The organism is Paenibacillus sp. FSL H8-0175 (assembly GCF_045040615.1).
Lineage (GTDB): Bacteria > Bacillota > Bacilli > Paenibacillales > Paenibacillaceae > Paenibacillus_AQ > Paenibacillus_AQ odorifer.
In genome coordinates this window covers 630276-654281 of the sequence record NZ_CP150299.1, presented here as the reverse complement: position 1 = coordinate 654281, position 24006 = coordinate 630276, and the positions used below count along the sequence as shown (strand labels likewise).

The 24006-nt window shown below is 45.1% G+C and carries 25 protein-coding genes; 5 read left to right on the top strand and 20 right to left on the bottom strand.

Annotated elements, in window-relative coordinates; genetic code table 11:
- Positions 1 to 65: 65 nt before the first annotated feature.
- Complete coding sequence (locus tag MHH46_RS02925) at positions 66 to 1118, bottom strand: LacI family DNA-binding transcriptional regulator (protein ID WP_076193723.1); 1053 nt, start codon at positions 1116 to 1118, stop codon at positions 66 to 68.
- A 214-nt stretch (positions 1119 to 1332) separates the two neighbouring features.
- On the opposite strand from MHH46_RS02925, the gene MHH46_RS02920 reads away from it, so the two are divergent.
- Positions 1333 to 1650 carry an MGMT family protein gene (locus tag MHH46_RS02920; protein WP_076124439.1) on the top strand — a complete coding sequence of 106 codons (318 nt, stop codon included), beginning with the start codon at positions 1333 to 1335 and terminating at the stop codon, positions 1648 to 1650.
- On the opposite strand, the gene MHH46_RS02915 is transcribed toward MHH46_RS02920, so the two are convergent.
- From MHH46_RS02915 to MHH46_RS02880, 8 genes are all read right to left on the bottom strand, one after another.
- A complete protein-coding gene (locus tag MHH46_RS02915; protein ID WP_038568569.1) occupies positions 1647 to 2342 on the bottom strand; it encodes a DUF1361 domain-containing protein in 696 nt (231 codons plus the stop codon). The two genes, MHH46_RS02920 and MHH46_RS02915, sit on opposite strands and share 4 nt — an antisense overlap.
- 150 nt (positions 2343 to 2492) lie before the next feature.
- Positions 2493 to 4256, bottom strand: a complete 1764-nt coding sequence (locus tag MHH46_RS02910) for a SulP family inorganic anion transporter (protein ID WP_076124440.1) — start codon at positions 4254 to 4256, stop codon at positions 2493 to 2495.
- A 107-nt stretch (positions 4257 to 4363) separates the two neighbouring features.
- Positions 4364 to 4690, bottom strand: a complete 327-nt coding sequence (locus MHH46_RS02905; protein ID WP_036676741.1) for a metalloregulator ArsR/SmtB family transcription factor — start codon at positions 4688 to 4690, stop codon at positions 4364 to 4366.
- Positions 4691 to 4764: 74 nt separating this feature from the next.
- Positions 4765 to 5142, bottom strand: coding sequence for a hypothetical protein (locus MHH46_RS02900; RefSeq protein WP_076185165.1), 378 nt, complete (start codon positions 5140 to 5142; stop codon positions 4765 to 4767).
- A gap of 62 nt (positions 5143 to 5204) precedes the next feature.
- Entirely contained in the window at positions 5205 to 6773 is a 1569-nt protein-coding gene (locus MHH46_RS02895) for a phosphatidylserine/phosphatidylglycerophosphate/cardiolipin synthase family protein (RefSeq protein ID WP_076193720.1), read from the bottom strand.
- A 175-nt stretch (positions 6774 to 6948) separates the two neighbouring features.
- Positions 6949 to 7242, bottom strand: a complete 294-nt coding sequence (locus MHH46_RS02890) for a putative quinol monooxygenase (RefSeq protein ID WP_036676736.1) — start codon at positions 7240 to 7242, stop codon at positions 6949 to 6951.
- 59 nt (positions 7243 to 7301) lie between these two features.
- Positions 7302 to 7937: a nitroreductase family protein gene (locus MHH46_RS02885; protein WP_076101373.1), complete on the bottom strand. Its 636-nt coding sequence runs from the start codon at positions 7935 to 7937 to the stop codon at positions 7302 to 7304.
- A gap of 33 nt (positions 7938 to 7970) precedes the next feature.
- A complete protein-coding gene (locus MHH46_RS02880) occupies positions 7971 to 8399 on the bottom strand; it encodes a MarR family winged helix-turn-helix transcriptional regulator (protein ID WP_076304354.1) in 429 nt (142 codons plus the stop codon).
- A gap of 158 nt (positions 8400 to 8557) precedes the next feature.
- Here MHH46_RS02880 and MHH46_RS02875 point away from each other — a divergent pair, with 158 nt between their 5' ends.
- Positions 8558 to 9343: a carbon-nitrogen family hydrolase gene (locus MHH46_RS02875; RefSeq protein ID WP_076193781.1), complete on the top strand. Its 786-nt coding sequence runs from the start codon at positions 8558 to 8560 to the stop codon at positions 9341 to 9343.
- A 102-nt stretch (positions 9344 to 9445) separates the two neighbouring features.
- Here MHH46_RS02875 and MHH46_RS02870 read toward each other — a convergent pair whose 3' ends face one another.
- Entirely contained in the window at positions 9446 to 10339 is an 894-nt protein-coding gene (locus MHH46_RS02870; RefSeq protein ID WP_076124448.1) for a lipoyl protein ligase domain-containing protein, read from the bottom strand.
- Between the two features lie 239 nt (positions 10340 to 10578).
- Here MHH46_RS02870 and MHH46_RS02865 point away from each other — a divergent pair, with 239 nt between their 5' ends.
- Positions 10579 to 11466 carry a CHAD domain-containing protein gene (locus MHH46_RS02865; protein WP_076124450.1) on the top strand — a complete coding sequence of 296 codons (888 nt, stop codon included), beginning with the start codon at positions 10579 to 10581 and terminating at the stop codon, positions 11464 to 11466.
- Between the two features lie 17 nt (positions 11467 to 11483).
- On the opposite strand, the gene MHH46_RS02860 is transcribed toward MHH46_RS02865, so the two are convergent.
- The 7 genes from MHH46_RS02860 to MHH46_RS02830 all read right to left on the bottom strand — a co-directional run bounded on the left by MHH46_RS02860 (position 11484) and on the right by MHH46_RS02830 (position 17980).
- Complete coding sequence (locus MHH46_RS02860) at positions 11484 to 12695, bottom strand: Ger(x)C family spore germination protein (protein WP_076193716.1); 1212 nt, start codon at positions 12693 to 12695, stop codon at positions 11484 to 11486.
- The gene (locus tag MHH46_RS02855; protein WP_076179795.1) at positions 12692 to 13783 is read right to left on the bottom strand and encodes a GerAB/ArcD/ProY family transporter; all 1092 of its coding nucleotides are present in this window, start codon (positions 13781 to 13783) and stop codon (positions 12692 to 12694) included. Before MHH46_RS02855 ends, MHH46_RS02860 begins: the two co-directional genes overlap by 4 nt.
- A gap of 27 nt (positions 13784 to 13810) precedes the next feature.
- The gene (locus MHH46_RS02850; protein ID WP_179086323.1) at positions 13811 to 15559 is read right to left on the bottom strand and encodes a spore germination protein; all 1749 of its coding nucleotides are present in this window, start codon (positions 15557 to 15559) and stop codon (positions 13811 to 13813) included.
- Positions 15560 to 15670: 111 nt separating this feature from the next.
- Positions 15671 to 15997, bottom strand: coding sequence for a co-chaperone YbbN (locus MHH46_RS02845; protein WP_076193712.1), 327 nt, complete (start codon positions 15995 to 15997; stop codon positions 15671 to 15673).
- A gap of 37 nt (positions 15998 to 16034) precedes the next feature.
- Entirely contained in the window at positions 16035 to 16427 is a 393-nt protein-coding gene (locus MHH46_RS02840; protein WP_076185170.1) for a MerR family transcriptional regulator, read from the bottom strand.
- 145 nt (positions 16428 to 16572) lie between these two features.
- On the bottom strand, positions 16573 to 17208 hold the full coding sequence (locus tag MHH46_RS02835) for a ThuA domain-containing protein (protein ID WP_076124462.1): 636 nt from the start codon (positions 17206 to 17208) through the stop codon (positions 16573 to 16575).
- Positions 17209 to 17257: 49 nt separating this feature from the next.
- Positions 17258 to 17980 (bottom strand): SDR family NAD(P)-dependent oxidoreductase, encoded by a 723-nt coding sequence (locus tag MHH46_RS02830; RefSeq protein WP_076124464.1) that lies wholly within the window; start codon positions 17978 to 17980, stop codon positions 17258 to 17260.
- A gap of 228 nt (positions 17981 to 18208) precedes the next feature.
- Here MHH46_RS02830 and ytxJ point away from each other — a divergent pair, with 228 nt between their 5' ends.
- Both ytxJ and MHH46_RS02820 read left to right on the top strand, forming a co-directional pair.
- Positions 18209 to 18535, top strand: coding sequence for a bacillithiol system redox-active protein YtxJ (ytxJ, locus tag MHH46_RS02825; protein ID WP_042123836.1), 327 nt, complete (start codon positions 18209 to 18211; stop codon positions 18533 to 18535).
- Entirely contained in the window at positions 18532 to 18771 is a 240-nt protein-coding gene (locus tag MHH46_RS02820) for a glutaredoxin family protein (RefSeq protein WP_076124465.1), read from the top strand. The genes ytxJ and MHH46_RS02820 overlap by 4 nt, the downstream gene beginning before the upstream one ends.
- 99 nt (positions 18772 to 18870) lie before the next feature.
- On the opposite strand, the gene MHH46_RS02815 is transcribed toward MHH46_RS02820, so the two are convergent.
- The 3 genes from MHH46_RS02815 to kdpB form a co-directional block, all read right to left on the bottom strand.
- A complete protein-coding gene (locus tag MHH46_RS02815) occupies positions 18871 to 21195 on the bottom strand; it encodes a histidine kinase (protein WP_076124467.1) in 2325 nt (774 codons plus the stop codon).
- 104 nt (positions 21196 to 21299) lie between these two features.
- The gene (gene kdpC, locus MHH46_RS02810; RefSeq protein WP_076124738.1) at positions 21300 to 21887 is read right to left on the bottom strand and encodes a potassium-transporting ATPase subunit KdpC; all 588 of its coding nucleotides are present in this window, start codon (positions 21885 to 21887) and stop codon (positions 21300 to 21302) included.
- Between the two features lie 76 nt (positions 21888 to 21963).
- Positions 21964 to 23997, bottom strand: a complete 2034-nt coding sequence (gene kdpB, locus MHH46_RS02805; protein ID WP_076124469.1) for a potassium-transporting ATPase subunit KdpB — start codon at positions 23995 to 23997, stop codon at positions 21964 to 21966.
- Positions 23998 to 24006 lie beyond the last annotated feature (9 nt).

The following is a 24006-nucleotide window of genomic DNA, read 5'->3' as shown; positions in this document are numbered from 1 at the left end:
CCTAGCACCTCTTCAATATTTTAAGTTAAACGTTTAGATTTATGAGGAAAAAGGAGCTGTGAAACTTATTTTTGTCTCACAGCATTTTTTAACGTAGCCACAGAATCACGTTCGATCAACCGGCACTCCGGCATGGTCAGTGAATCCATCTTCGTCCCCTTGATTAAATTGAACAACACCTCAATAGCTTGATAGCCCATCTCATGTAGCGGAAGTCCCATTGTTGTTATACGCGGGCGTAAGTAATCACTGAATTCACGATTATCAAAACCGACAACCGACAGATCATCCGGTATTTTAAACCCTTTTTCCTCTGCCGCCTGCAAAATACCTACAACCATTACATCATTCATGGAAAGAATCGCGGTTGGAGGCTCCGGCAAAGCGAGCAACTCGGAGGTAAGACGATACCCTGATTCCCTCTCCCAGTCTCCCATCTTAATTAACAGTGGATCGAACGGTAATTGATATTCAGTAACGGCCTTGTAATAACCGTTCAGTCTTAATCTGGAAGGGATTGAATCCATCAAACCACTGATTACAGCAATTCTGCTATGTCCTTGGTTAACCAAGTAGGACATGGCTTGGTAAGCAGCTTGCTCATCATTATACTGGATAGAGATATCGTCCTGTGTGTAAGAGTAGGTATACACAATAGGCTTACCTTCCGTATCGATTAAACCCGTTAAATCACGGGGATGAACACCGATATAAATAATCCCATCCACTTGATTACTGAGCAGTTCGGCAACCGCATTAGCGGCATACTTTCGATAGTCTTCCGTATTCGAGAAGTTACGGCCGATACGCTTGTCCAAACGAAGATTCACCAGTAAAATATGCAAATCATTACGATCTCCAAAATCATTAATTCCATCGATAATATCGGGGGTGTTAAATACCGTCACATCTTCTGCAATAACACCTATTGTATTCGTACGGTTGAGTTTGAGACTCTTCGCAATAGCATTCGGCTTATAATTCAACTCCTCAATGGCTGCAACAACTCGTTCCCTTGTATCGGAACGTACATTGCGGGTACCATTAAGCACATAGGAGACTGTAGCAATCGAAACATTAGCCTTTGCGGCTATGTCTTTAATGCTGGTTTTCCTCATTACACCTTCTCCTATCTTATTATGGAACTCTTTCAATCACGTTGTTAAACGTTTAGATTATTTTTACAGTTAAAATATACCACGCGTATTTATTGCTTTGCAACCCCTTTTTTGCTATTCTCAAAAAATCCTCCTGTTCGTCCCCCGTTTCGTTTAGAATTGATTTATCTGTTGAGCATTGGATAAAAATAAGATATAGGAGCTTGAGCTTGCTATGACACCATTTACTGAGAGAGTTATTCATATCATACAGTCTATACCAGAAGGTAAAGTGATGACCTACGGAGGAGTTGCCCGCGCGGCAGGCAGCCCAAGAGGAGCGAGGCAGGTCGTTCGCATCCTTCACTCCATGAGCAAAAAATATAAGCTGCCCTGGCATCGGGTCATTAATGCTAAGGGAATGATCGCACTAACTGAGGATGAGTCTAACTCCCTCCAGAGGCTCTATCTACAGGGAGAGGGAGTTAGTTTTAATGAAAAAGGTGTGGTAGATCTGAAGCAATTCCAGTTTGAGCCGGAGTGTGCCGATTAGTACCCTCTGGTAACTCTTCGTCTTTCTCCGGTGCCAAGAGCATTGAGTAGACAATACATCGTCGCGTAAATGACCAGCAGGACAAAGGCAATGAACAAGCTGAAAAATACGGACTGGAGATTCAGGCTATCCAGAACAAGTTGATACAACTGATGCCTGTCCGTCAGGACGTCCCAGCTATTGAGTCTGTAGACTCGGCCAAGCAGTACACCATATCCCCCGAGCATACATGCCGCAAGCACGAATACCCATGACCACAGCAGGTTGCTTTTGCGATAAATGACCGTCTGGAACTGATACAATGAGAAAAAACCGGTCAACCATCCACTCCAGGTGAACAATAAAAGAGTGACCAAGTCATACCAGTAGCGATTCTGAATGGCCCCCTCCACGATATATCTACTTTTTCTTACCGTTAAATGCACCAGGTCAGTCATGAGATAAGGCGCGTTGGGAAAGAACAGCAACCACGCGACACCCAAAGGAAGAAGTAATAAACCGCCTATCTTCCTTTTGTCTAGCTCATAAGCAGCCATGGAGAATAAAAACGGAATCCAAGCTAAGAACAAATTCCAAATTAAAAAACCGTAAAACGAATCCGTCTGAAGTGACACTACACGATATACCGCCAATGTAGCGACAGACAATCCCGCCAAGAGCATAAACACCTTCGGATAATTCAATTCCTTCATGAGCTTATATTCTCCTTATCGATATTAATTACATTAAACTTATACCCAATTGTACAAATTCAGAATTCCGAAGTCCAATTTTAATACAAAAGCCCAGACGCAAGAATAGCGCCCAGGCCGACTTTATTTATTAAGCTCAAGTACCGCTGATTAGTTCAGAGGCAATGCTGGCTTCTTGCGTCCTGTCAGACCTCGTAGTCCACCTGCATCCTCCTGACAGGATAATGCCGTACACTCCCTAAACGCCGCATGACTGCATCCGATACATTTATTGTGATTAATACTGCTAAGAGCTTCATTGATCGCTTCACCGGTATGATGATAGAACTGTGCCTCTCCTATTTTGTCATATAGCCCGGTTCTCTTAAGAAGCTCAAGCGGCTGCGGCTGAACACCGGAGATCATCAGTTTCCCTCCAACAGCATGGAGATGCCGCACCAGCTCCGCCAGATTGGATTCACCCGTAGTATCCATGAATGGCACTTTTCCCATCCGCATTAATATAATTTTCGGCTGATCGGAGCCATAACCCGGCATGGTGTCATCAAATCTATACGCAGCGCCAAAAAACAGCGGCCCTTCCACGGTATAAATCCCAATCTGCGGACAATCATGACTCTCCGTTACCATATGTGCTCCTACCTTGACGGAATTAGGATCAGGCAATACTTTGGATACCAGATGAACCTCTCCCATCCGTTTCACAAACAAAATCACCGCAAGAATCAATCCCACCTCTACGGCCAGCGTTAAATCTGCAAATATCGTCAACAAGAAAGTGATGAATAATACCAAAGAATCGCCTGTTTTGATTTTAAGCAATTGAAGAAATTGTTTACGCTCACTCATATTCCAAGCTACTACCATCAAGATAGGAGCCATCGCTGCCAACGGAATACTAGAAGCATAGGGTGCAAACAACAGAAGAATTAGGAATACCACTACCCCATGAACGATCCCTGAGATCGGAGAAACTGCGCCGCTTTTGATATTTGTGGCGGTTCTGGCAATGGCACCTGTGGCTGGAATTCCTCCAAACAATGGAGCTGCAATATTGGCGATTCCCTGACCAATCAGTTCACGGTTGCTGTTATGGCGGCTGCCTGTCATCCCATCAGCTACGACAGCTGACAATAAGGATTCAATAGCACCCAACATCGCGATGATAAAGGCCGGACGAATCAGCAGTGTAATCCGCTCCCAGGTAATGGTCGGAAAACGGAAGCTTGGCAGTGTATTAGGGATATTCCCATAGGCCAAACCAATCGTAGTCACCTTACCGCTAAAAAATAACGCTGCTATGACAGTCGCACAAAGAAGACCGACCAATGAACCCGGCACCTTCGGAGCGAAGCGAATCGCTAGGATAACAACGGCCAGACAAATCGCGGCGGTCAGGATACTATATCCATTGATCGTCGATAGATGAAGTCCAATTTCTTTCATGTTATCTACAAAGCTCTCGTGCCGTTCAATATCCCTTAACCCAAGGAAGTTAGCAATCTGTCCGGTGAAGATAATAACCGCTATGCCTGCTGTGAAACCAATCGTGACCGGCTTCGGAATAAATTTAATCAGTACACCCAGCCTTAACAATCCCATGAGGACTAAAATAACCCCCGCCATCATCCCCGCTAACAGCAGGTTCTCATAACCATACTGCATCCCAATGGCAAACAAGATAGGAATAAATGCACCTGTCGGTCCACCAATCTGAAATTTCGATCCCCCGAACAATGAAATACATATGCCGGCAACGATTGTCGTATAAATGCCATATTCCGGCTTTACACCAGAAGCAATAGCAAATGCCATCCCTAAAGGAATGGCAATAACCCCGACGATTGTCCCTGATATCAAATCCTTGCGAAAAGCGTTCATGTTGTAGCCTTTATAACGACCCCGCCCTGTCATGTTCAAACCTTCTTTTCTTTAAATATCTGATTATTTGAATATAAGAAGAACATTACTCTAGGACGCGACTGTTGTCAACGCCAAAATAACGTTAATCTATTCCATTTTCACTCGCCGCGCATGCCTTCCAGCAATGAAATGGTATTCACGAGATGGTTATCAAATATTTGTTTGGCCACAACCAGAAGGTCCTTGATCAGAGGATCACGTAAGGCATAAATGACTGTGGTGCCTTCTTTCACACTGGTTACTACATTTTTGGCGCGTAAAACAGCTAGCTGCTGGGATACAGCAGAACCTTCCGAGCCGAGAATAGCCTGCAGTTCATTCACATTCTTCTCACCTTCGCTAAGCAGCTCCAGAATACGAATACGCATCGGATGAGCCAGCGCCTTGAAGAATTCGGTCTTAAATTGCTGAATTTCGGTGTTCATAGCTTTCTACTCCTCATGCTTAACTTTCTGAATCTAATGTTATCTTTGTATGTTATCTTAGTCCCTAAGAAGCGTCAAATACTGAAGGGATAGATTCGCACATCACGGACCTGCAATTCTACGAACACACCCAGTGCCATAGGTTCACCGAGACACTCGAACATCACTAACCCTTCACCTATTCGTAAAAATCCTGTGCCATCTTCTTCAATATTCTCCAACACGCCCGTAAAAATAACCCTATCCTGTTCGAGCCTGATGTTGAACTCACCTGCAGGCACAGGATGGATATCCACCCACCTCATAAGCAGCTCCGAAAGCTCGAATTCCACATCCATTTCTGCCCCTGGATTCACAGGAGCACCACACCAGATTCCCCGGCCCTCCCCAAATTCTGTGAGAAAAAATACCTCGTCCTTTTTCAAACCACTTTTTGTAATTTTGATTTGCATAGCCCATACTCCACCCTAATGATTTATAACGATCATTATATCATGAGAATTAGCCCAATTTATCAAGTATAATTCTGGGTTGCCTTATTCAGATAAGTACTAGGGTGTAACCAAGGATGCTTAAAGAACTCACTTTTACTGGTAATCTTCCGCGAAACACTCAGGTCATAATCGATCATAGACTTTATCTGCTCTGCAAAGGCCTCCCCTTTTACCAGCATTCCCAGCTCAAAATCGTGGCAGGCACTTCTTTCGTTGATATTATATGAACCATGAAAAACGGCTTGTGATCTATGATCATAGGTAATTTTCCAATGGGAAAATCGACCGGTGGCACTGTAGTCATAGAAGGAAACACCGTTAATAAACGGCATATACATATTGCCTCTTACCGCCGCGCGATTTGTAGGATGATCATTAACCTCCAGCGGGTTACAAATGTTCAAATTACACGAGCATTCCGGACCAAGCAGCCCAAGCCGATCCCAAAAATCCTGATCAATCAAATAAGGATTCACGATGATAGTCTCTTCAGCCGCGTAAGTAATTAAATCCAGATAATATTGTTGAATCAGGTTAACCGGGTTACCTGGAAAGCTTGCTAACAGCGTACATTCTTCCTCACCAAAATGATAATCCACATCCGGATAATAAAAGACATCATTCACATCAAAATGATCTCCGCCTAGAAGCAGCCAGCGAGAATAGAACATCGCATTCAAAGGCTGCGCTGCTGCGCCGCGAATCCGGAAGCAGCCATCATGCCACTCAGCCTCTTTACTAGGAATCCCCTGTGGATGTCCATCTATACTCATTGCAGAGGATGCCTGCACTGGGGTCTCATACGTATATTGGTCACCAATATTTACACTGCCTATAATCGTGGTTACCCCATCTATGACCATAAACTTCCGATGATCGATGACATTCAGTCCTGTGACCTCAACATCCTCTTGCACTTTATCCTGCAGAAACAGGATACTTTCCGGCACTCCTTCTTGCTCCAGCGCCTTTCGTTTCACCCGCCATTCAATGGCTGTATAATACGAATTGAAGGTATTCAGCAGCTTGGCGCCTGCATTCTCAAGCTGATCAGCAATCTTGGAGAACTGGCCGTACTCCAGATTATTTCCGTACCCCAAAGCCGTCAATGTGTAATTGACCATAACCCTTACCTTAACGCCACGCTTAAGAGCATAAAACAGTTCATCTGCAACCAGATTGCCCGAGCGATCATTAAAAAAAAGCATGACAGACAGGTGGATATAATGCTGCGCTTTTCTGATCTCCTCTAATATCATTCCTAGACACTCTGGACCATTCACGTAAGGTGTTACTTGATTATTCCACGTAGTCTGCGGAGCCAGAACCTTTAGCTTGCCTGAGTCTAGTCTGCCCAATACTTCAGTAAGTTGTTCCAGGAAGCTTGGGCTAAATCCAGGAAGCTGGAATAGCTGCTCACTTGTCGTAATGACTCCGCCAAGCGTCTGACGATAGGCTCTGGCAGCCTCTAGGTCTATCCCCTCAAGCTTACGCTCCACCTCTTCTCCTGCTACACCCATAATACGGGCAAGCGATCCGCCGGATAGATAATAATTCAAGAAATCAATCATATTTCTCTGTGTCTTCATATGTAAAGTCCCCCATCGTTTATATTGCATGCCTTTGAATCAAGGTAAGGATAGATACCCTAGATCTCCTTTTTATAAACGGGGTGAAATGCAAAACAGGGATGCCCCACAGCCTTTATGGCTATGGATCATCCCTGTTTAGGTTTAAATAGAATTCGCTAAGAATGGAGACAGCTTATTTTACCTGTTCTGCGCTAAATACTTTAACATCTAGAGGAGCAGCCAAGAATTCGCCAGCTTTAGCTGAGAAAGCAGTGAAATGAGCGCTCGTATTGTGGCTGGATACTGCTTCAGCATCACGCCATTGCTCAATCATAATAAATGAGTTGGCTTCTCCAGCATTCTCATATAGCTCATAAGAAAGGTTACCCTCTTCAGCATGAGTAGCAGCCAGTAATGCTTTAGACTCCGTCAAAAACTGTTCGCGACGCTCTGGATTAACTTTAAGTACAGCATGAATAATGATCATTGTATATTCCTCCTAAGATTAGTGTTTATGGTAGCGTGTTGGCTTACTAACTTTAATAATTATTTCCACTCAGCAACTTTATCGATAGGCAGACGAACAGAGGGGTAACCTGCATCAACAGCTTTACCAATGGAGAGCAGCATTACAGGAACATAACGATCTTTTTCCATACCAAACGCTTCAGCGATTTGGTCTTTTTCAAATCCACCAATTGGGTTTGTATCGTAACCATGTGCACGAGCAACCAGCATCAGCTGCATAGCAACAAGTGCGCCATCGATAAGCACGGTGTCTCTATTAATTTCCCGTGGCAGGTTAGCGAAATGAGCGGATAATCTGGTTAATTGATTTTCTTTTACTTCAGCAGGCATAAGTCCACGTTCAACAGCCGTACCGTAAATTTCTTCAGCGTAATCGAAGTTGTTCAAATCACCAAAGATGGCAATCATAGCCGCAGAAGTCTCTACTTGTACGTTATTAAAACGAGCGAGAGGCGCTAAAGTAGCTTTAGCTTCGTCACTTTCAATGACCAGAAAACGCCAAGGCTGCATGTTCACTGAAGATGGAGCAAGTGTAGCTTCGGTAAGGATCTGTGTCATTTCTTCTTTGCTGATTTTAACGGATGGATCATATTTGCGGATAGAGCGGCGTCCTGTAATAATTTCTTGAAAATCATTTGTTTGTGTAGCGTTCATATGATTAATTCTCCTTTGAGTGTGTTTTGTAAGTTACAACAGAATGATATTAGATTGCAGACGATTGAGCATATCAATGAGCACTGCTCGCTCCTGATCGTTAAAACCTGTTAGCAGAGTAGCGATAAACCGCCTTTTCTCTTCGCTATATTTAACCATTCTTTCCCGACCTTGATCGGTTAATGAGACCAATGTGACCCTGTTATCGGCTGGGTTATTGCGGCGAGCGATCATGCCACTCTCTTCCAATCCCTTCAGATGACGTGTGACGGCTGCCGCATCAATATCCATTTCCTTTTGCAGACTGATTTGGCTGACTTCATCTACCCGAAACAGTTCATGCAGGAGGCGAAGCCGTGTGGGACTGATCCCTGCACAACGTTCGAATTTTGGAGAGATTCCTTTGTTTAAGGCCTGCAGCAGTTCAAATATATGTTCTTCCTCAGGACAGTACTCCGTCAAAATATACCTCCTTTCTATATTTAATTGCATGCAATTGTTTTGTATGAAATTATACTAACGCATAATCATTGACCCGTCAACTAATATATCAAATCATTTTTAAAAAATCAACATTGCTTATCCTCATCCGGTGCTATACGCTTGAACAAAAGAGGAGGATACCTATGAGAATATCCCTGATTCAGCTGGATATAGCATTTGGCAATCCCGCTATGAATTATGCTGCCGTAGCCCAAAAAATAAGTGAAGCTGCTTCCGCAGCCCCTGATTGTCTGATTCTCCCTGAGCTATGGACCACTGGTTATGATCTAAATCGCTTAGAAGATATTGGCGATCCGGAAGGAGAAATTACCAAGGAATTCATCTCCAGCTTAGCTAAACAATATAGCATCAATATCATCGCTGGTTCTGTCGCTAGCCGAAATGATACTGGTGTAACTAATCGTATGTATGTATTTAATCGATCAGGTGAGCTCGTCGGACAATACAGCAAGCTGCATTTGTTCCAGCTGATGGATGAACATTTGTATCTACAACCGGGAGAAGCCAAAGGACTATTTACATTAGACGAAACGTTATGTGCAGGGCTAATCTGTTATGATATTCGTTTTCCGGAGTGGGTTCGCGCCCATACTGCACAAGGGGCGGAAATCCTGTTCGTCTGTGCTGAATGGCCACTGTCCAGAGTGTCCCACTGGCGGGCGCTGTTGATCAGCCGGGCCATCGAGAACCAATGTTTTGTTGTAGCCTGCAACCGTGCAGGCAGCGATCCTGCCAATATCTTTGCTGGGCATTCAATGATTATTGATCCTTGGGGAGATATTGTGTGTGAGGCTTCTGAAGAGGAAGAAATTCTAACCGGAGAGATCGATTTACATCAGGTGCGTGAGATTAGGAAACAAATTTCGATTTTTTCGGACAGACGTCCTGAGTTGTATAATTAAAAGAGCGTCATTGTTGAATATTAAAAAAGACGTTACGTAGGCTGGCATTATCCAGCTTTCCGTTACGTCCTTTTTTAACAGACTCCAACCCATGCTCAGCCCTTAGGAATACCGCTCGCGCAGCACCCGCGTTGCATCGAGCACACGTGGATCATCATAGTCCAAGCTGTATCCTGTCTCTTGCTGCAAAATGCGGGATGCTCTAAGAGAGACCCCACGACGAATTAAAGCCTGAATAATTCCCTCCACAAACACTGTTGCCACTTCAGGTCCACCTAGTTCACCAAGTCCAGCAATCGTCTCTGGACGAACCCGTGGATAAGCTAATGAGGAGTCTCCTCCGGAGGCTTGCGCATAGAAATTCCGAATTTGTTCACCGCGTTCTTGTCCCGAGCCAGAAACTACAACAAATGCATGTACAAAATAAGCATTGTTCTGCCTACGCTGAGCAATACCACAAAACTTCCGGCCACCAATGGCCAGATCGAAATCACCAGGGCAGTAAGAACCAACAATCTCACCAGCCTCAATTTGCGCCGCAGCCTGTGGATGACTTATAGCAACCGCTTCCGTGATCAAAGCAGCCAAGAGCCTAAAGTCATCATGAAAGTCCAGCTTTCCACGTCCTTTGGGCAGAACTAGAGAAACATTAATGATCCCTGCATCCAGAGGCACCGCAGCCCCGCCGGAATGCCTAACCGCCGTTCTAATCCCTTGCGCCTCAAGCGTAAGCATCGCCTGAGCTGCACACGGTAGCTTACTGTCCCGAAGTCCAAGTGCCACACCACCAGAATGACTCCACAGATGTAAGCTAGGAGGTATAAGTCCCGCTCCAACATCCCGGCATAAGGTTTCCTCAAAAGCGAACGGGACCAGCATATCCTCTAAGCTCCCTGCTTCTGTACCTTTGCTCTCATCCCTTGCACTCAGATGTTGAAAGAGCCCCATTTCTGAAGGAAGTTTACTAAATATTGAATCATACTCACGAGTATCCACCAAAGCCCCTCTTTCCCGAATATGAGCCACGAGACCTGCTATTCTCTACCAGCTAAAGATCCAAGCCTATCCGTATAAATAATGATAGTAATATTGTAACCGATCTGTCTCCATGCTGTGAGCAGAGAATTGAAATGAGGTTATGATAACGCTATTCTTATAGTAAATGGACTTACCCCAGAGCATAATAGGGGAAGCCCTAAATTCATGCTATCCCAAACGTTAAGGAGTGATGCTGCATGACAGGAGACAAGCTGACCAAAGAACGACAGCTAACCAAAACAAAGCAATGGGAACAAGCCCTTAACCACCTTTATATCAACTTTTGGGATTACAGCCATGACGCATTAAATAAATTCGCGGATGAAGATATCCACCAGGCAAGAGTGAACTGCCGTAAGCTGCTAAGTCTATTATCCATTCTTGATCCGCGGCACACTTCAGGCCTGTACCCTATTTTCAAAAAAGCGCAAAAGAGATTAGGTAAAGTGAGAGATGCAGATGTTCTAATAGAATCTTTCAAGAACAAGCGCAAGCAAGCGAAGGAGAACGGAGATTCCAAAACTGCAGACCTGTTAAAGGCAGTGATTGCTTACCAAAAGGACAAGCGCAAAACTTACCGCAAGAAGCTCGCTAAGGAGCTGCCTGAACTAATCAATGAAGACCTCGAGGAAAAGTGGAAGACCTTCCTAAGCGAGCAGCTTGAAGCCCTAGCCGCCAAAAAGAATGTTAACGTTGTTATGCGTGAGCTTGAGATCGCTTATGAGCAGAAGAAAAAAACCTGTAAAGCTATTTTCCATGAAGACAATGCCGAATCTAAAGAAGCCTTCGACGCTTTGCACCAGCTAAGAATCGCTGCTAAGGAACTTCGTTATACCGCGAGTGCGGCCGATTTTGCGTTAAATCAGAAATTTCATGCGCATGAGGAGATCTATAAGGAGATTCAAGATCAACTTGGGCTGATTAACGACAAACGTCTATGGCTGGAAACACTGAATGCTATTGGACGTGAAGAGCTGGACATCGGTAAAAAAGCATGGAATGCCTTCACGTCGCAATTAAAGGATGAAGTGCTCGATGCACTGCATCATAATGATGTCATTCCTATCCAGACACAAACGAAGTAAATTGCAAATGGTCCTTTCTATTCAGCCGATGTATCTGATGCACCATACTCTTCAATATTTAGTTTCACTTCATAGGTAATCGGAATCTCACTAAAGGTTTCATCCCAGTTATTCTCTACGCTCCGCCATACGGCTGGATGTTGAATACGCAAAGCGTTGCCGAAACCTGCAACCTCTGTATGCAGCTCCTTCTGCATTTTTTTCACAGTGACCTGAAGCATGTCTAAGACATGCTTCTCTAGCACTGCTTTATCCTCCTTTACAATGCCGTCATGTAACTTCTTTGCACTCTTGGCAAAAGCCTCACCATATCTCCCCGTAGATTCTATTTTCACATGAAAAGAGATCTTCCCATCCTTCACATTAGCTTTATACTTACTACCCAGAGATTTGATTTCATAGGTAATGAGCTTATTGTTAGACGGGTCGTATGCTTTGAGAGCACCCCCCTCTCCCTTTCCAGTCAGCCAAACCATACCTTCCAGCTCCGATGCATCTAAAAAACCAACGAGCTTTCCCGTTTTCCCTTTAATTACGCCTGCTCCATCCAGCTTTGTCTCCTTCTCTTTTTCTAAAGAAATTACATTCTGCAACATGAAACTTCTTTTACCATGCAAAGGACCCGCCACTTTAGCTATTGAAACCGGCTCCCATATCCTCGTGCTCCGACTTCTATTCACAAAAATCCCCTCTAATACAAATGACGGGGTTTGGCCCGGCAGCGCATTTTCCAATACATCTCTGGCTTTTCCCTTGCTGACATATAGTAGAACACTGGGACGGATATCGTTATCCCTGCTAAAGAAATCAATTAACTCAGAAAACTTGGTAGAGCGTGCAAGCTTCTCACCGATCACAATGACCTTAAGGTGATGTCCGATCGGAGTACGTCTAGTACGCAGTGAAAGTGCCCGTAATGCTTCAAACATCGAATCACTTACTTCACTCATGTTATAGTAATTTCTGGTTGAGGATGGGGAAGCCCCAGACTTCATACCTGACCCTCCTGAGCCTTGAGGAATCGTAAACTGGTAGGTACTCATTATTTGGGCAGGCATAGGATTTCCCCCGCCTCCTTGCTGGGTTGCCTCCTCATCCCCTGTCTCCTCCGCACTGTCCAGGGCAACACCAATCTCCATACTTAACTCCTCAACAGGTGTGCTGCTCCAGCAACCGGTCAACAGAATACATACTATAAGAAATGTAATCGACACTCTCCATTTTTTCATGAAGCCGCCCTCCGGAAATGTGCGATGATCAACAGCGGCAATGGAATTAATCCAAATAAAACGATCATCCAATTACCTACGACTGTTCCTAATGCAAATAGAGCATTCACATTTGGTGGCATTCTGGAAACTACATAGGCTACTGGAAGTATAGCCAATAAGCAGCTATTAAATCGTTTATGAAATATTTGAGAAACTCCCAAAGCAGCAGCATAAATAGTGATGCAGAAGGTGCAGAAAATTTGCATAATCCAAATTACCAGTAGCAGCGATTCAAACCTCTCAAAAATAAGATAATTCACCTCAAAGCTTCTCACTAGATCAAGAAATGGCCAAGTTCTTGTGACCACTCCATCTATAGAAAACGCACCAATAGTCATTACAACAGCTAAAAGATAAAAGAACGTTGATATACATGATCCAGCAATAATTACCTTTACTGCTTTTTGTGGCTTATCCATAAAAGCAACAACGAACAGCATCGCTTCACCAGCAGTAAAAGTCAGAATGGTTGGCCTGATGCCCTTCCATACCGGTCCTAAACCATCTCCAAGGAAAGGCCGCAAATTATCGATATCGAAAACTTCAATACTAAGCAAGCATACTCCAACAAAAACTGTCCAAGTAATCGGAACAATCAACCTACACATGCTAGTGATAGCATTAAGTCCTCCTCTGCATAAATAGAAGGCTATCCAAATAAACACAGCAACAATAGCCCAAGGAGGGGTTCCCTCCAACAGAAAAAAAGAGGTCACTTCCTGTACGGAACGTGCTTCAAAACTGGCTATACACAGAAAATAAACAATCACTAATATAGAGAGCATCACTCCAAGTGGCTTGCCAATGATTTTCCCGCTAAATTGAAAAATAGTTTGACCTGGAAACCGTTGGCTAAGTTTCACTATAATTAAACCTGTTAAAAAGGTAATTACTCCCCCTAAAAAAACGGAGATCCACACGTCTGGAGTTTCACTAGCCTCTACAATCGTCCGAGGAAGTGTAAGTATCCCTGCCGCAATAGTATAATTGGCTAGTATGATCGTCGCTTGAACAGCAGTAATTCGGTCCTTCACCTCGGTACTCATATTCGCTTCCTCCTTTACTTCGATCTCTCACCCTTTGCGTCGGGGGTCCTTCGGCTTCAACAGCGTAGGGCGGCCTGTTAGAAATTGCAGTGGCATACGGAATATAAAATCTTTCCAATCCTTAATCTTATACGGTATAAACATGCCAAGATAAGGCATGCCGAAGCTTTTTAGCTTGATTAAATGGGCACTCAGGAAAAGGAAAAATAACACAACTCCATATAATCCAAAGACTGCTGCAGAAAACATCGCTATAAAACGGAGCATACGCAGCGTCATTCCCGCACTATACATAGGGATGGTGAAGGAGGAGATTGCTGTAACTGAAACAACGATGACTAGAATTGGACTCACAATTCCCGCTTCTACCGCGGCTTGGCCGATGATTAGACCGCCAACAATCCCCATCGCGGGACCGATAGGTTTAGGCAGCCGGAGTCCAGCCTCCCGTAATATTTCGATTGAGGTCTCCATGATCAAAGCTTCGATTAATACCGAAAAAGGTACACCTTGGCGGGAGCTGATGATTGAAATGGCCAACTTTGTCGGAATCAATCCCGGCTGAAAGGAGAGGAAGGAAATATATAGTGCCGGTGCAAACATTGATATCAATGCGGCGAGAAAACGCAGTAAGCGCACCAACGACCCCACCATCCACCGATCGTAATAATCCTCTGGGGATTGCAACAGCATCCCGAAGGACACGGGCATGATCAAGGCAAAGGGTGTGCCATCCAGCAGGATAGCTACTCTCCCTTCCAATAACGCTGCCATTACGCGGTCAGGTCTTTCCGTATTCTGAATCTGCTGGAATGGCGTGAAGCTATTATCTTCGATTAATTGCTCCACATAACCAGATTCTTGCACATCATCTATATCAATCGTCCTAATTCTTCGTTTGACTTCTTCGACAAGTTCATCGTTCGCGATATCTTTGATATAAGTTAGAACCAGATCCTTCTTCATCCTCTTTCCTACAGTAAAAGAAATCATGGCTAGCTCTGTGCTCTGCCCATGTCGGCGCAGTAATGCCGTGTTATCACTTAACGTCTCATTAAATCCGCTTCGAGATCCCCGCAAGACAGCTTCTGATTCAGGCTCCTCTATCCCTCTTGTGTTCCCCTTCGGGGTGCTGAGCACAATAGCCTCCTGTATCCCTTCTACTAACAGCACTACAGAGCCGAACAATACCTTTTGAAGGGAGAGCTTCACTTTATCCGTAAACTCAACTTCCGAAATAAGCACGATCTCATGAATGAGAATATCTTTTAGATCCTTGGCTTCCGGTATCGTATGGGGATCTTTAAAAACCTTATAGGCATCCATTAAAGGCTTCAGAATATTCCGATCCATTTTATCTTTATCTGTCAGTCCATCTACAAATATAAGGGCCGCTTGCAGCTTTATACCTCCGATACGCAACTCCCGAAAACTCACATCATGCATATCTGTGCTCATCTCTTTAAATCTTTGCAAATCCTCCCGAAATTGACCGCTATAGCTTGCTTCTGTAGGAGATTCTTCACTGATTCCAACGGAATCGTCCGCCTTAGTAACCTTTTTCGTATTGCTAGAACCTAGAGATGCTTCTCCGTAAGGAACCCCACCACCTATGCTGCCGGCAGCTTTTTTTGCTCTAGTACTTATCGTATCTTCCTTTACATTAGCCCAACTCATCATCCGGATTAGAATAAACGGAACGAAAAAGATCATAATAGCTTGGAAAATCACACTCCATTTAGGAATTATCTCTAGAATAATATTCCACACCTTCATCACCTCCTTTATAACTGTGTTCGTATTTTTTACCGAAGATGGGTAAATCATGCACGCAAAAAAGACCCCACAATATGGAGTCTCCCTAATTTCATCTTTTAAATTATCGCCTTATGCTTGAAGAACCTTGTTCAGTATGCCTTGGTAGGCTGCTTTCGGACGCAGACCGATCAGCTTTTCCACGGGCTGCCCCTCTTTATATACAATGACTGTAGGCATCCCCATAACACCCGCTTCTCCAGCCAAATCCGGCAGTTCATCACAATTCACCTTAACAATAGAAACATCGTCTCCATATTCCTGGTGAAGATCTTCCAGAACAGGCAGCAGCACCTTACAAGGGGGGCACCATGGCGCACCATAATCCACCAGTACCGTTCCTCCACCACGTATTTCTGACCGCACCCAATCCGCACTATCGGCATTTATAATAGACATTTGCCATTCCTCCTCATATTTTTCAACACCAGCAGTACTATTCCAAGTTCTCCAGTGGACACGTTCCCAACTTGCTCTCATCCTGCTCCTGCAGAATAGATGCCATTCGTTCTTCCAAATTTCTCTTGATCTGATTCAGCTCTACAAGCTGACGTTCAATATCTTCCAATTTACTGCGGTATAGTGGCATCACTTCTGCGCAGAAAGCTTCTTTGTTCTTCAAGACACAATGTAGAAAGCCCGCGATCTGCTCTGTCGACAGACCCAGGTTCAAATATAGTTTAATCGTTTCTACCGTCTCTACAGCAAGTGAAGAATACTCCCGATATCCGTTGGCCTGACGGATCGGCGAGATTAATCCTTGACTCTCATAGTAACGAAGTGAACGGACGCTTACGCCCGTCAGTTTAGCAAGCTCACCTATTTTCATAGCATTCTCCCCGGGGTTCATGAGAATTGTTCTACACCAGTATAAACCCTGACACCAATGTTAGAGTCAACAAAAAAAATCCAACCGCGGCTAACCCGCAGTTGGACTCGTGTTTTATTTTACAACAGGTATATCCGCTTATATCCTATAATAATCCTGCCGCCCAAAGTCCACCTCTAAGAATCATCTGGCGAAAGGGCTCTACGGAAAATGACGGCAAATGATGACCAGGCATTAAATAAACAACCCGGCCTAGACCAAATTCATGGCACCAAGCTGCCTGTCTCATTGCCCCATCATGAGGATATTCCATAAGCACAGTTGTTTCGAAATAGGGATGCTGCTCAAAATAATAAGGCTCATCATCGATCACAAATTCTTCGATCCCCTGCATAATGGGATGCTCCCGTGCCGGTATGGACATCTGGAGCGAAGTGAATTCTGGATGATGAGTGAAATGCGCTCCCAGCATAGCGCCTAGCTCCTGATTACGCTGTAAGGAGATTCCGTTATGTACCACTAGTAATCCGCCACCGTTAGCCACATAGGAGAGCAATGCGCTGCTTTGTTCCGCCGGTATTTTATAATCGGAGAATTCGGTATAAGAGATCACCAGCTTGTAGTCAGATAATGTTTCTTTATTAAGCAGCCCATAATCCTCCGAGGAGAATACCTGCAGATCATTGGCAAGGATCTGCTCAATCTCCCGGTCTACTCCCGCAAATGGGTGATATTTAACCTCCGAATAACTTCCGAGTGCCAGTGCTTTTAGTGTAGACATCCTATCATCGCCTTTCTTCGTGTAGTTTTTTTGATTACGGGAAGCCCATCTACCAAGGCCATGTATTTCCATCCACGTCAAGATAGGCCGGCTCATCCCCTAGATGCTTTTTATACTCCATAACCTGACTTATAATCTGGTCTGCAGACACATCGGGTGAAATATCCGCTTGCTCATTTTTTTCGCCATGCATATAAGTCTTCATCCAGCCGGGGTGAAACACCATCACTTGACCCCCAAGCGTCTTTAGATGATTGTGCATCAGGGAGGATTGCATATTGAGAGCCGCCTTAGACATGCAGTAGCCGTACATATTAATACGTTTATTTCTGCCAATGCTGCCCGCTTCCGAAGAAATATTAACAATCAATTTATCCTTACTTTGCAATAAAAGTCCCATAAGTGCATTGCTGACTCTCAACGCGCCTAGTGTATTCACATTATAAATCTCCGCCATGCCCTCATCATCCATATCCACCAGCATCGTAGCATCATCTGCGGAATGAATAATTCCGGCATTATTAATAAGAATATCAACATGCCCAGTTCTGCTGGCGATAGCCCTTGCTGCCTGCTTTACACTGTCCTTACTACCAATATCGAGTGGAATAAGTTCCAGCTGTTCCGGATACTCCTCTTTAAGCGCTTTCAATTCATCTGTATCTCTCATGTATTGTCCAGCAAATACTGAGAACTGTTTCTCTAAAAGAGAGTGCACAAGAGACAATCCGAGACCCCGATCAGCTCCAGTCACACATGCAACTCTGTTCATTCTTATCAACACTCCTACCTAGTAAGGATTATTGAAGCAAGTTGTCTTCCTTTCACCTTAGCATGCCGTCCTCTTTTTTTCAACGCACTAAAATGAGGGTTTAGTCATCCTTGGATTAGCTGCTCCAGAATCCTTTTTGTTTTAAATTTAATATATGTTACAATCATGATTACAGGTTGTTAACAACACAATGGTTAGTAAAATAACGATCCCAGGAGGGTGATATCTATGTCTATTCAACAACTTCATACATTGGAAGATCTTGAGCAGTATGTGGCTAAACCTGGCAAGAAGCTGCTGTTCAAACACAGCACTACCTGCCCGATTAGCGCCAAAGCTAATGAAGAATTCCAGGCTTATCTAAAGGATGCGGATACTGCAGCAGCAGTAGTTCTAGTCATCGAGGATCGTCCAGTTTCCAATCAAATTGCCGAGGATTTCGGGATTAAGCATGAATCTCCACAGCTCTTCCTGCTTGAGGATAATGAGGTCCGCTGGAACACTTCCCACTGGAAGATCACAAGAGATGCTATCAAAGAGGCTGTGAACCAATGAGCCAGCAAGTGATTGTTTATTCAACAGCAGGCTGCAGCGACTGTAATCTGGTCAAACAATATCTTACGGAGCAAGGTATCCCTTTTGAAGTAAGAGATGTTATGACTAGCACCGTCTATCAAGAGGAAGTCGAAAAGCTTGGTTTCATGGGTGTTCCTGTTACTGTAGCAGGGGATCACGCCACCAAAGGATTCAATCTTCCCGAGCTGAAAGCACTTCTCGAAGCTGCTCAGTAATTCATTCGTTTAATTATTTAGCACTTGATATATGCTTACAAAAAAGGGGATTCCAGCAGCCACTCGGCAAGGAATCCCTTTTTTTCATTGTTCTAAAGCTTAGGGTTCCTCACGCATAAGATTTGCCACGACCAGTACATCTACATTTCTGGCCGAACGCAAAATCTGTTTAGTGACATCCCCGCGTAGCCATTTGCGCACCCATGAGCGTTGGGACTGGCCGATAATAATCTGTGTGCTCTGTAAGGCTTGAGACCTTTCAAGCAGCAAGGAAGACACTCGTGCCGGGAGCACGTTAGGAATCATCTTAAACGTTCCACCCAGTCGTTCCGTCAATTCTTTCAAATCATTAATTCGTTTATCGTAAGAAGGCCCGCTCTGCTTATATTCCTGTACGTACGTAACATACCAGCAAGCTTTTAGACGATAGGCAATCCTAAAACCGCGCCGAATCAGACGTTCCGCATGATCTCCTAAGGTGATGCACACATAGATCACTTCCTGCCGCCGCCAAGGTCCCCGCAGCGACCCGACACGTTCCCAGGCCTCCAGACGTTCATCCACATCATCAGCAATTTCCCGCAGCGCCAGTTCACGGAGGGCGATTAGATTGCCGATTTTGAAAAAAGCCCCCAGCGCCTGATCCACTTTGGTCATCGCATATATTTTTCCATCCTTCATCCGCTCTTGCAGTGTTTTGGGGGATACATCGATAAGTTCAACTTCGTCGGCCCGTTGCAGAATGCTGTCCGGGAAAGTCTCTCTAACTCTAACTCCGGTAATTTGTTCTACTGCATCATTCAAGCTTTCTAAATGCTGAACATTCACAGTGGAGATTACAGAGATCCCCGCATCCAATAACTCCATAACATCCATATACCGCTTCTTATGCTTGCTGCCCGGCATATTGGTATGTGCCAGTTCATCTACCAGTACGACCTCCGGATTACGCTTAATAATAGCTGCCGTATCCATTTCCTCAAGGACAGCCCCCCGATAGTCAATGCTCAGTCGCGGAAGGATCTCCAGCTCACCGATCTGTTCAAGCGTTTCTTTACGTCCATGCGTTTCTAGTAGTCCAATAACAACATCGATCCCTCTCTTTAAGAGATCATTTCCTTCTCGCAGCATCTTATAAGTCTTGCCCACCCCGGGAGCAGCACCAATGTACACTTTAAATGTGCCCCCACGAATCGCATCGATTTTATCCTTTACTTCCTGAGTGCTTAATCTGTGATAGGCATCAGCTTTCCGCTCATTTCGGCTCTGCCGGGTAGGAAGAACACGTTCTCCCTCACGCTCAGCACGATCAGCCACGAAAAACACATCTACTCCACGGATTTGCTTTAACAATGAGTTAGCAATCGAACCCTTCCACAGCTCCTGCCACGCCGTTTGCTTAGAGTGACCCATAACGATACGGGTAATATTATGCTGGATGGCGTATTTCACTAGAAGTCCCGGAATCTCCCTCTTCGAGCGAAAAGAAATCTCCTCCATCGAGGCCCCAATCTTCTCAGTCAGCTTCCATAGGGATCGCTTGAAGGTTGCTGCTTCCTTAGAGGGCGTCAGGCCCTGCTTCCAGAAGGATACCACCGCCAGATCTCCGTTTAACCGTTTAGCGATTTGCTGCCCACGGCGGATATGAATCGAGCCATTCCAATAATACTGTGCGGACACCAACACTTTTTCGGCAATCCCCGAAGCCCCCAGCAATCCTTGCTCCTCCCGATGCTTCTCCAGCGAACCATTAACATCCTCCGCAACCATTCTCAGCGCCAGCTCCCGCAGCTTGCTTAGATTCCCTTTGTTAAAAAGCGAAGTCCGCTGCTTCTTGCCCAAATGTCCTTCGGACAAACGTTGAAGTATCTTTTCCGGAGTCACATCAATTAGAACGATATCATCTGCAAGGGTGAGCACTTCCGCAGGCAAGGAATATTCCACCTCAATCCCCGTCCACTTCCGCGCAAGATCTGCTGCGCCCTCCAGCTCGTATACGTTTACAGTTGTGATGACACTAATTCCACAGCCCAATAAATATTTGATATCCTCCAGCCTAGTTGATCTCTCCGCACCCTCGCGATTATGATGAGCCAATCCATCGGTCAGTACAACCTCTGGATTACGCGCCACAATGGCCTCCACGTCCAGATCCTTCTTCTCGATCTCCTTCTGAAACCAATGAATACTTGGAATCCGTTCCAAGTCACCCAGCTGATCCCTTGTTTCTGGACTTTGGTTGGTTGAAACCGCACAGATTACAACATCGATGCCCTGTGCTTTCAGCGCCTGACCCTCACGCAGCATCTGATAGGTCTTGCCTGATCCACTGACCGGACCTATATAGATCTTCAGGCGTCCACGATGCAGCTCATAAATAGAGAGCAGCAGTTCCTCCGGCGTCTTCCTCCGATATGTTCCCATCAAGACCACTCCTTAATAACCCGTTCATCCATTCACTCTTCTATGCCAGAAAGCAAGATATCCCTGACCCAGTTTGAACAATCGGGCAGGGATATTAGCTATATTTATTTGTTCGTTAATTTCTGCAGCTCCATGTTCAGCTTCAGAACATTTACCCGCTTTTCACCAAACAGCCCTAGATCGCGACCTTCGGTCTGCTTATTCACTAGCTCTTCCAGCTGCGCGGCTGGAATCCCAGTCAAATTACTGATCCGGGGAATCTGCACAATTGCCGACGCAGGAGTGATATGCGGATCAAGACCTGAACCCGAGTTGGTTACTAAATCAACCGGCAGCTTGTTTACAGGCACATCCGGATTATCAAGCTGCCACTGTGTGATGGAATCCTTCGTCCGCTGCAGCATATCCGGGTTGGATGGGCCGTAGTTATTGGAACCTGAGGCTTCCGCTTTATAATCAATGCTGGATACACGGCCATGGAATAATGCCGGGTCCGTAAAGCTTTGCCCGATGAGTTCTGAGCCCACAACTACTCCAGCGTCATTCTTCAGCTGACTGCCGTTCGCTTGCGATGGCATCAGAACTTGAGCAATCGCTGTAGTAGTCAGAGGATAAATCACTCCGCAAAGAACAATAAACACTAGACATAGCCGTAATATAATAAAGAAATTAGCACCCTTCGATGATGACAACTGTTCTTCAGCGTCCGCAATCGATTTTCTGTTATTCACGATGCTCTCACCCTTTCAATGATTAGTCAATCCGTTGTTAAATCCATACACTTACGAGCAAATCAATAAGCTTGATGCCCGCAAAAGGAACGACTACTCCACCTAAACCATAGATAAAAATATTACGTCCCAGCAGCTTCGTAGAACTCATCGCTTTATACGAGACACCTTTCATAGCCAATGGGATCAGCAGCGGAATAATAATCGCATTAAATATTAATGCAGATATAATTGCCGAGCTAGGTGAACCCAATCCCATGACATTCAGGGCTTCCATTTCAGGAATGGCGAGCATGAACATTGCCGGAATAATTGCGAAGTATTTAGCGATATCATTCGCAATACTGAACGTTGTCAACGCGCCCCGCGTCATCAGTAGCTGTTTACCAATAGCTACAACCTCAATGATCTTCGAGGGATCGGAGTCCAGATCAACCATGTTTGCTGCTTCCTTAGCGGCTGTAGTCCCACTGTTCATCGCTAAGCCCACATCAGCTTGGGCAAGGGCAGGTGCGTCATTCGTACCATCACCAGTCATTGCCACCAGCTTGCCTTCGTTCTGCTCACGGCGGATAACCGCTATTTTATCCTCAGGTGTACTCTCTGCAATAAAATCATCTACCCCTGCTTCACGGGCAATAGTAGCTGCGGTCAGCGGATTGTCCCCTGTACACATGATAGTCTTGATTCCCATTTTTCGCAGCTCATCAAACCGCTCTTTCATGCCTGGCTTAACCGTATCCTTTAAGTAAATAAGTCCATAAATCCGGTTGTCTACCGCAACAGCAAGCGGGGTCCCCCCCATCCGAGCGATAGCATCGGAATTACTGTCGAGGTTCGCGGGAATGACTCCGCCCTTCGACTGTACCCATTTCTTCACGGAATCGACTGCCCCTTTACGAACAGATCGTCCATCAAGTAGATCTATACCACTCATCCGGGTCTCAGCCTTAAACTCTACGAACTCTCCGCCTTCAGCAAGTTTGCTGTCATAGCTGCGCTCCAGCTTCTTAGCCAGCTCAATAACCGAACGTCCTTCCGGAGTCTCATCCTTTAGCGAACTAATAGCTGCCCAAGCCGTAAGCTCAGCTTCCGTTTCATCTCCAACAGGCACAAAATCACTCGCCATCCGGTTTCCGAAAGTAATCGTACCTGTCTTATCTAGAATCATTGTATTAATGTCGCCGGCAGCTTCAACGGCCTTCCCTGACATAGCAAGGACATTAAACTGTGTGACGCGGTCCATCCCTGCTATCCCGATAGCGGAGAGCAGTCCCCCGATTGTGGTCGGGATCAGACAGACCAGCAAGGCGATCATAACAGGAATATCTAGATCAACGCCCAGATAAGTCGCAATTGGCCGCAAGGTCACTACTACAATCAGGAAAATCAACGTCAGACTGATCAAGAGTGTATTTAGTGCAATTTCATTGGGTGTCTTTTGACGTTTCGCCCCTTCAACGAGGGAGATCATCCGATCCAGGAATGACTCACCGGGATCACTGGTAATTTTGACTTTAATCTCATCACTGACTACCCGGGTGCCGCCTGTGACTGAGCCAAAATCTCCGCCGGCTTCCTTAATAACAGGTGCAGATTCACCTGTAATTGCAGATTCATCTACGGAGGCCAGCCCTTCAATTACTTCACCATCGCCAGGGATAAGTTCTCCCTGACTGACGATGACAATATCTCCTTTACGAAGCTCGGAAGAAGAAACGGTCTTCACAGACCCTCCAACGAGTTTGTTAGCTGTGATATCCTGTTTCGTTTTCTTGAGTGAATCCGCCTGGGCTTTCCCGCGGCCTTCAGCCAGCGCTTCAGCGAAGTTGGCAAACAGCACTGTGAATAGCAGAATGAACAACACTGTGATATTGAAGCCTACCGATTTCTCTGCATTAAAATATCCGGGGGCCAGTACCATAAGCAATACAATAATCGTACCGATTTCGACTACGAACATGACCGGATTTTTAATTAACGTCACCGGGTTAAGCTTAATAAAGCTATCCTTTACAGCGCTTAGGAGTATGGGTCCCGTCAGCAGCTTTTTTCTTTTTACAGTACTCATCTTGTTCTC

Excerpts from the sequence above, each read along its gene's own strand:
- MHH46_RS02910 (WP_076124440.1), bottom strand. The coding sequence starts at position 4,256 with ATGACAGGGCGGGGTCGTTATAAAGGCTACAACATGAACGCTTTTCGC.
- MHH46_RS02850 (WP_179086323.1), bottom strand. The coding sequence starts at position 15,559 with ATGAAGGTGTGGAATATTATTCTAGAGATAATTCCTAAATGGAGTGTG.
- MHH46_RS02855 (WP_076179795.1), bottom strand. The coding sequence starts at position 13,783 with ATGAGTACCGAGGTGAAGGACCGAATTACTGCTGTTCAAGCGACGATC.
- MHH46_RS02885 (WP_076101373.1), bottom strand. The coding sequence starts at position 7,937 with ATGAACGCTACACAAACAAATGATTTTCAAGAAATTATTACAGGACGC.
- ytxJ (WP_042123836.1), top strand. The coding sequence starts at position 18,209 with ATGTCTATTCAACAACTTCATACATTGGAAGATCTTGAGCAGTATGTG.
- MHH46_RS02905 (WP_036676741.1), bottom strand. The coding sequence starts at position 4,690 with ATGAACACCGAAATTCAGCAATTTAAGACCGAATTCTTCAAGGCGCTG.
- MHH46_RS02925 (WP_076193723.1), bottom strand. The coding sequence starts at position 1,118 with ATGAGGAAAACCAGCATTAAAGACATAGCCGCAAAGGCTAATGTTTCG.
- MHH46_RS02890 (WP_036676736.1), bottom strand. The coding sequence starts at position 7,242 with ATGATCATTATTCATGCTGTACTTAAAGTTAATCCAGAGCGTCGCGAA.
- MHH46_RS02865 (WP_076124450.1), top strand. The coding sequence starts at position 10,579 with ATGACAGGAGACAAGCTGACCAAAGAACGACAGCTAACCAAAACAAAG.
- MHH46_RS02840 (WP_076185170.1), bottom strand. The coding sequence starts at position 16,427 with ATGAAAATAGGTGAGCTTGCTAAACTGACGGGCGTAAGCGTCCGTTCA.
- MHH46_RS02900 (WP_076185165.1), bottom strand. The coding sequence starts at position 5,142 with ATGCAAATCAAAATTACAAAAAGTGGTTTGAAAAAGGACGAGGTATTT.
- MHH46_RS02835 (WP_076124462.1), bottom strand. The coding sequence starts at position 17,208 with ATGTCTACACTAAAAGCACTGGCACTCGGAAGTTATTCGGAGGTTAAA.
- MHH46_RS02915 (WP_038568569.1), bottom strand. The coding sequence starts at position 2,342 with ATGAAGGAATTGAATTATCCGAAGGTGTTTATGCTCTTGGCGGGATTG.
- MHH46_RS02860 (WP_076193716.1), bottom strand. The coding sequence starts at position 12,695 with ATGAAAAAATGGAGAGTGTCGATTACATTTCTTATAGTATGTATTCTG.
- MHH46_RS02830 (WP_076124464.1), bottom strand. The coding sequence starts at position 17,980 with ATGAACAGAGTTGCATGTGTGACTGGAGCTGATCGGGGTCTCGGATTG.
- MHH46_RS02845 (WP_076193712.1), bottom strand. The coding sequence starts at position 15,997 with ATGTCTATTATAAATGCCGATAGTGCGGATTGGGTGCGGTCAGAAATA.
- MHH46_RS02920 (WP_076124439.1), top strand. The coding sequence starts at position 1,333 with ATGACACCATTTACTGAGAGAGTTATTCATATCATACAGTCTATACCA.
- MHH46_RS02820 (WP_076124465.1), top strand. The coding sequence starts at position 18,532 with ATGAGCCAGCAAGTGATTGTTTATTCAACAGCAGGCTGCAGCGACTGT.
- MHH46_RS02815 (WP_076124467.1), bottom strand. The coding sequence starts at position 21,195 with ATGGGAACATATCGGAGGAAGACGCCGGAGGAACTGCTGCTCTCTATT.
- kdpB (WP_076124469.1), bottom strand. The coding sequence starts at position 23,997 with ATGAGTACTGTAAAAAGAAAAAAGCTGCTGACGGGACCCATACTCCTA.
- MHH46_RS02895 (WP_076193720.1), bottom strand. The coding sequence starts at position 6,773 with ATGAAGACACAGAGAAATATGATTGATTTCTTGAATTATTATCTATCC.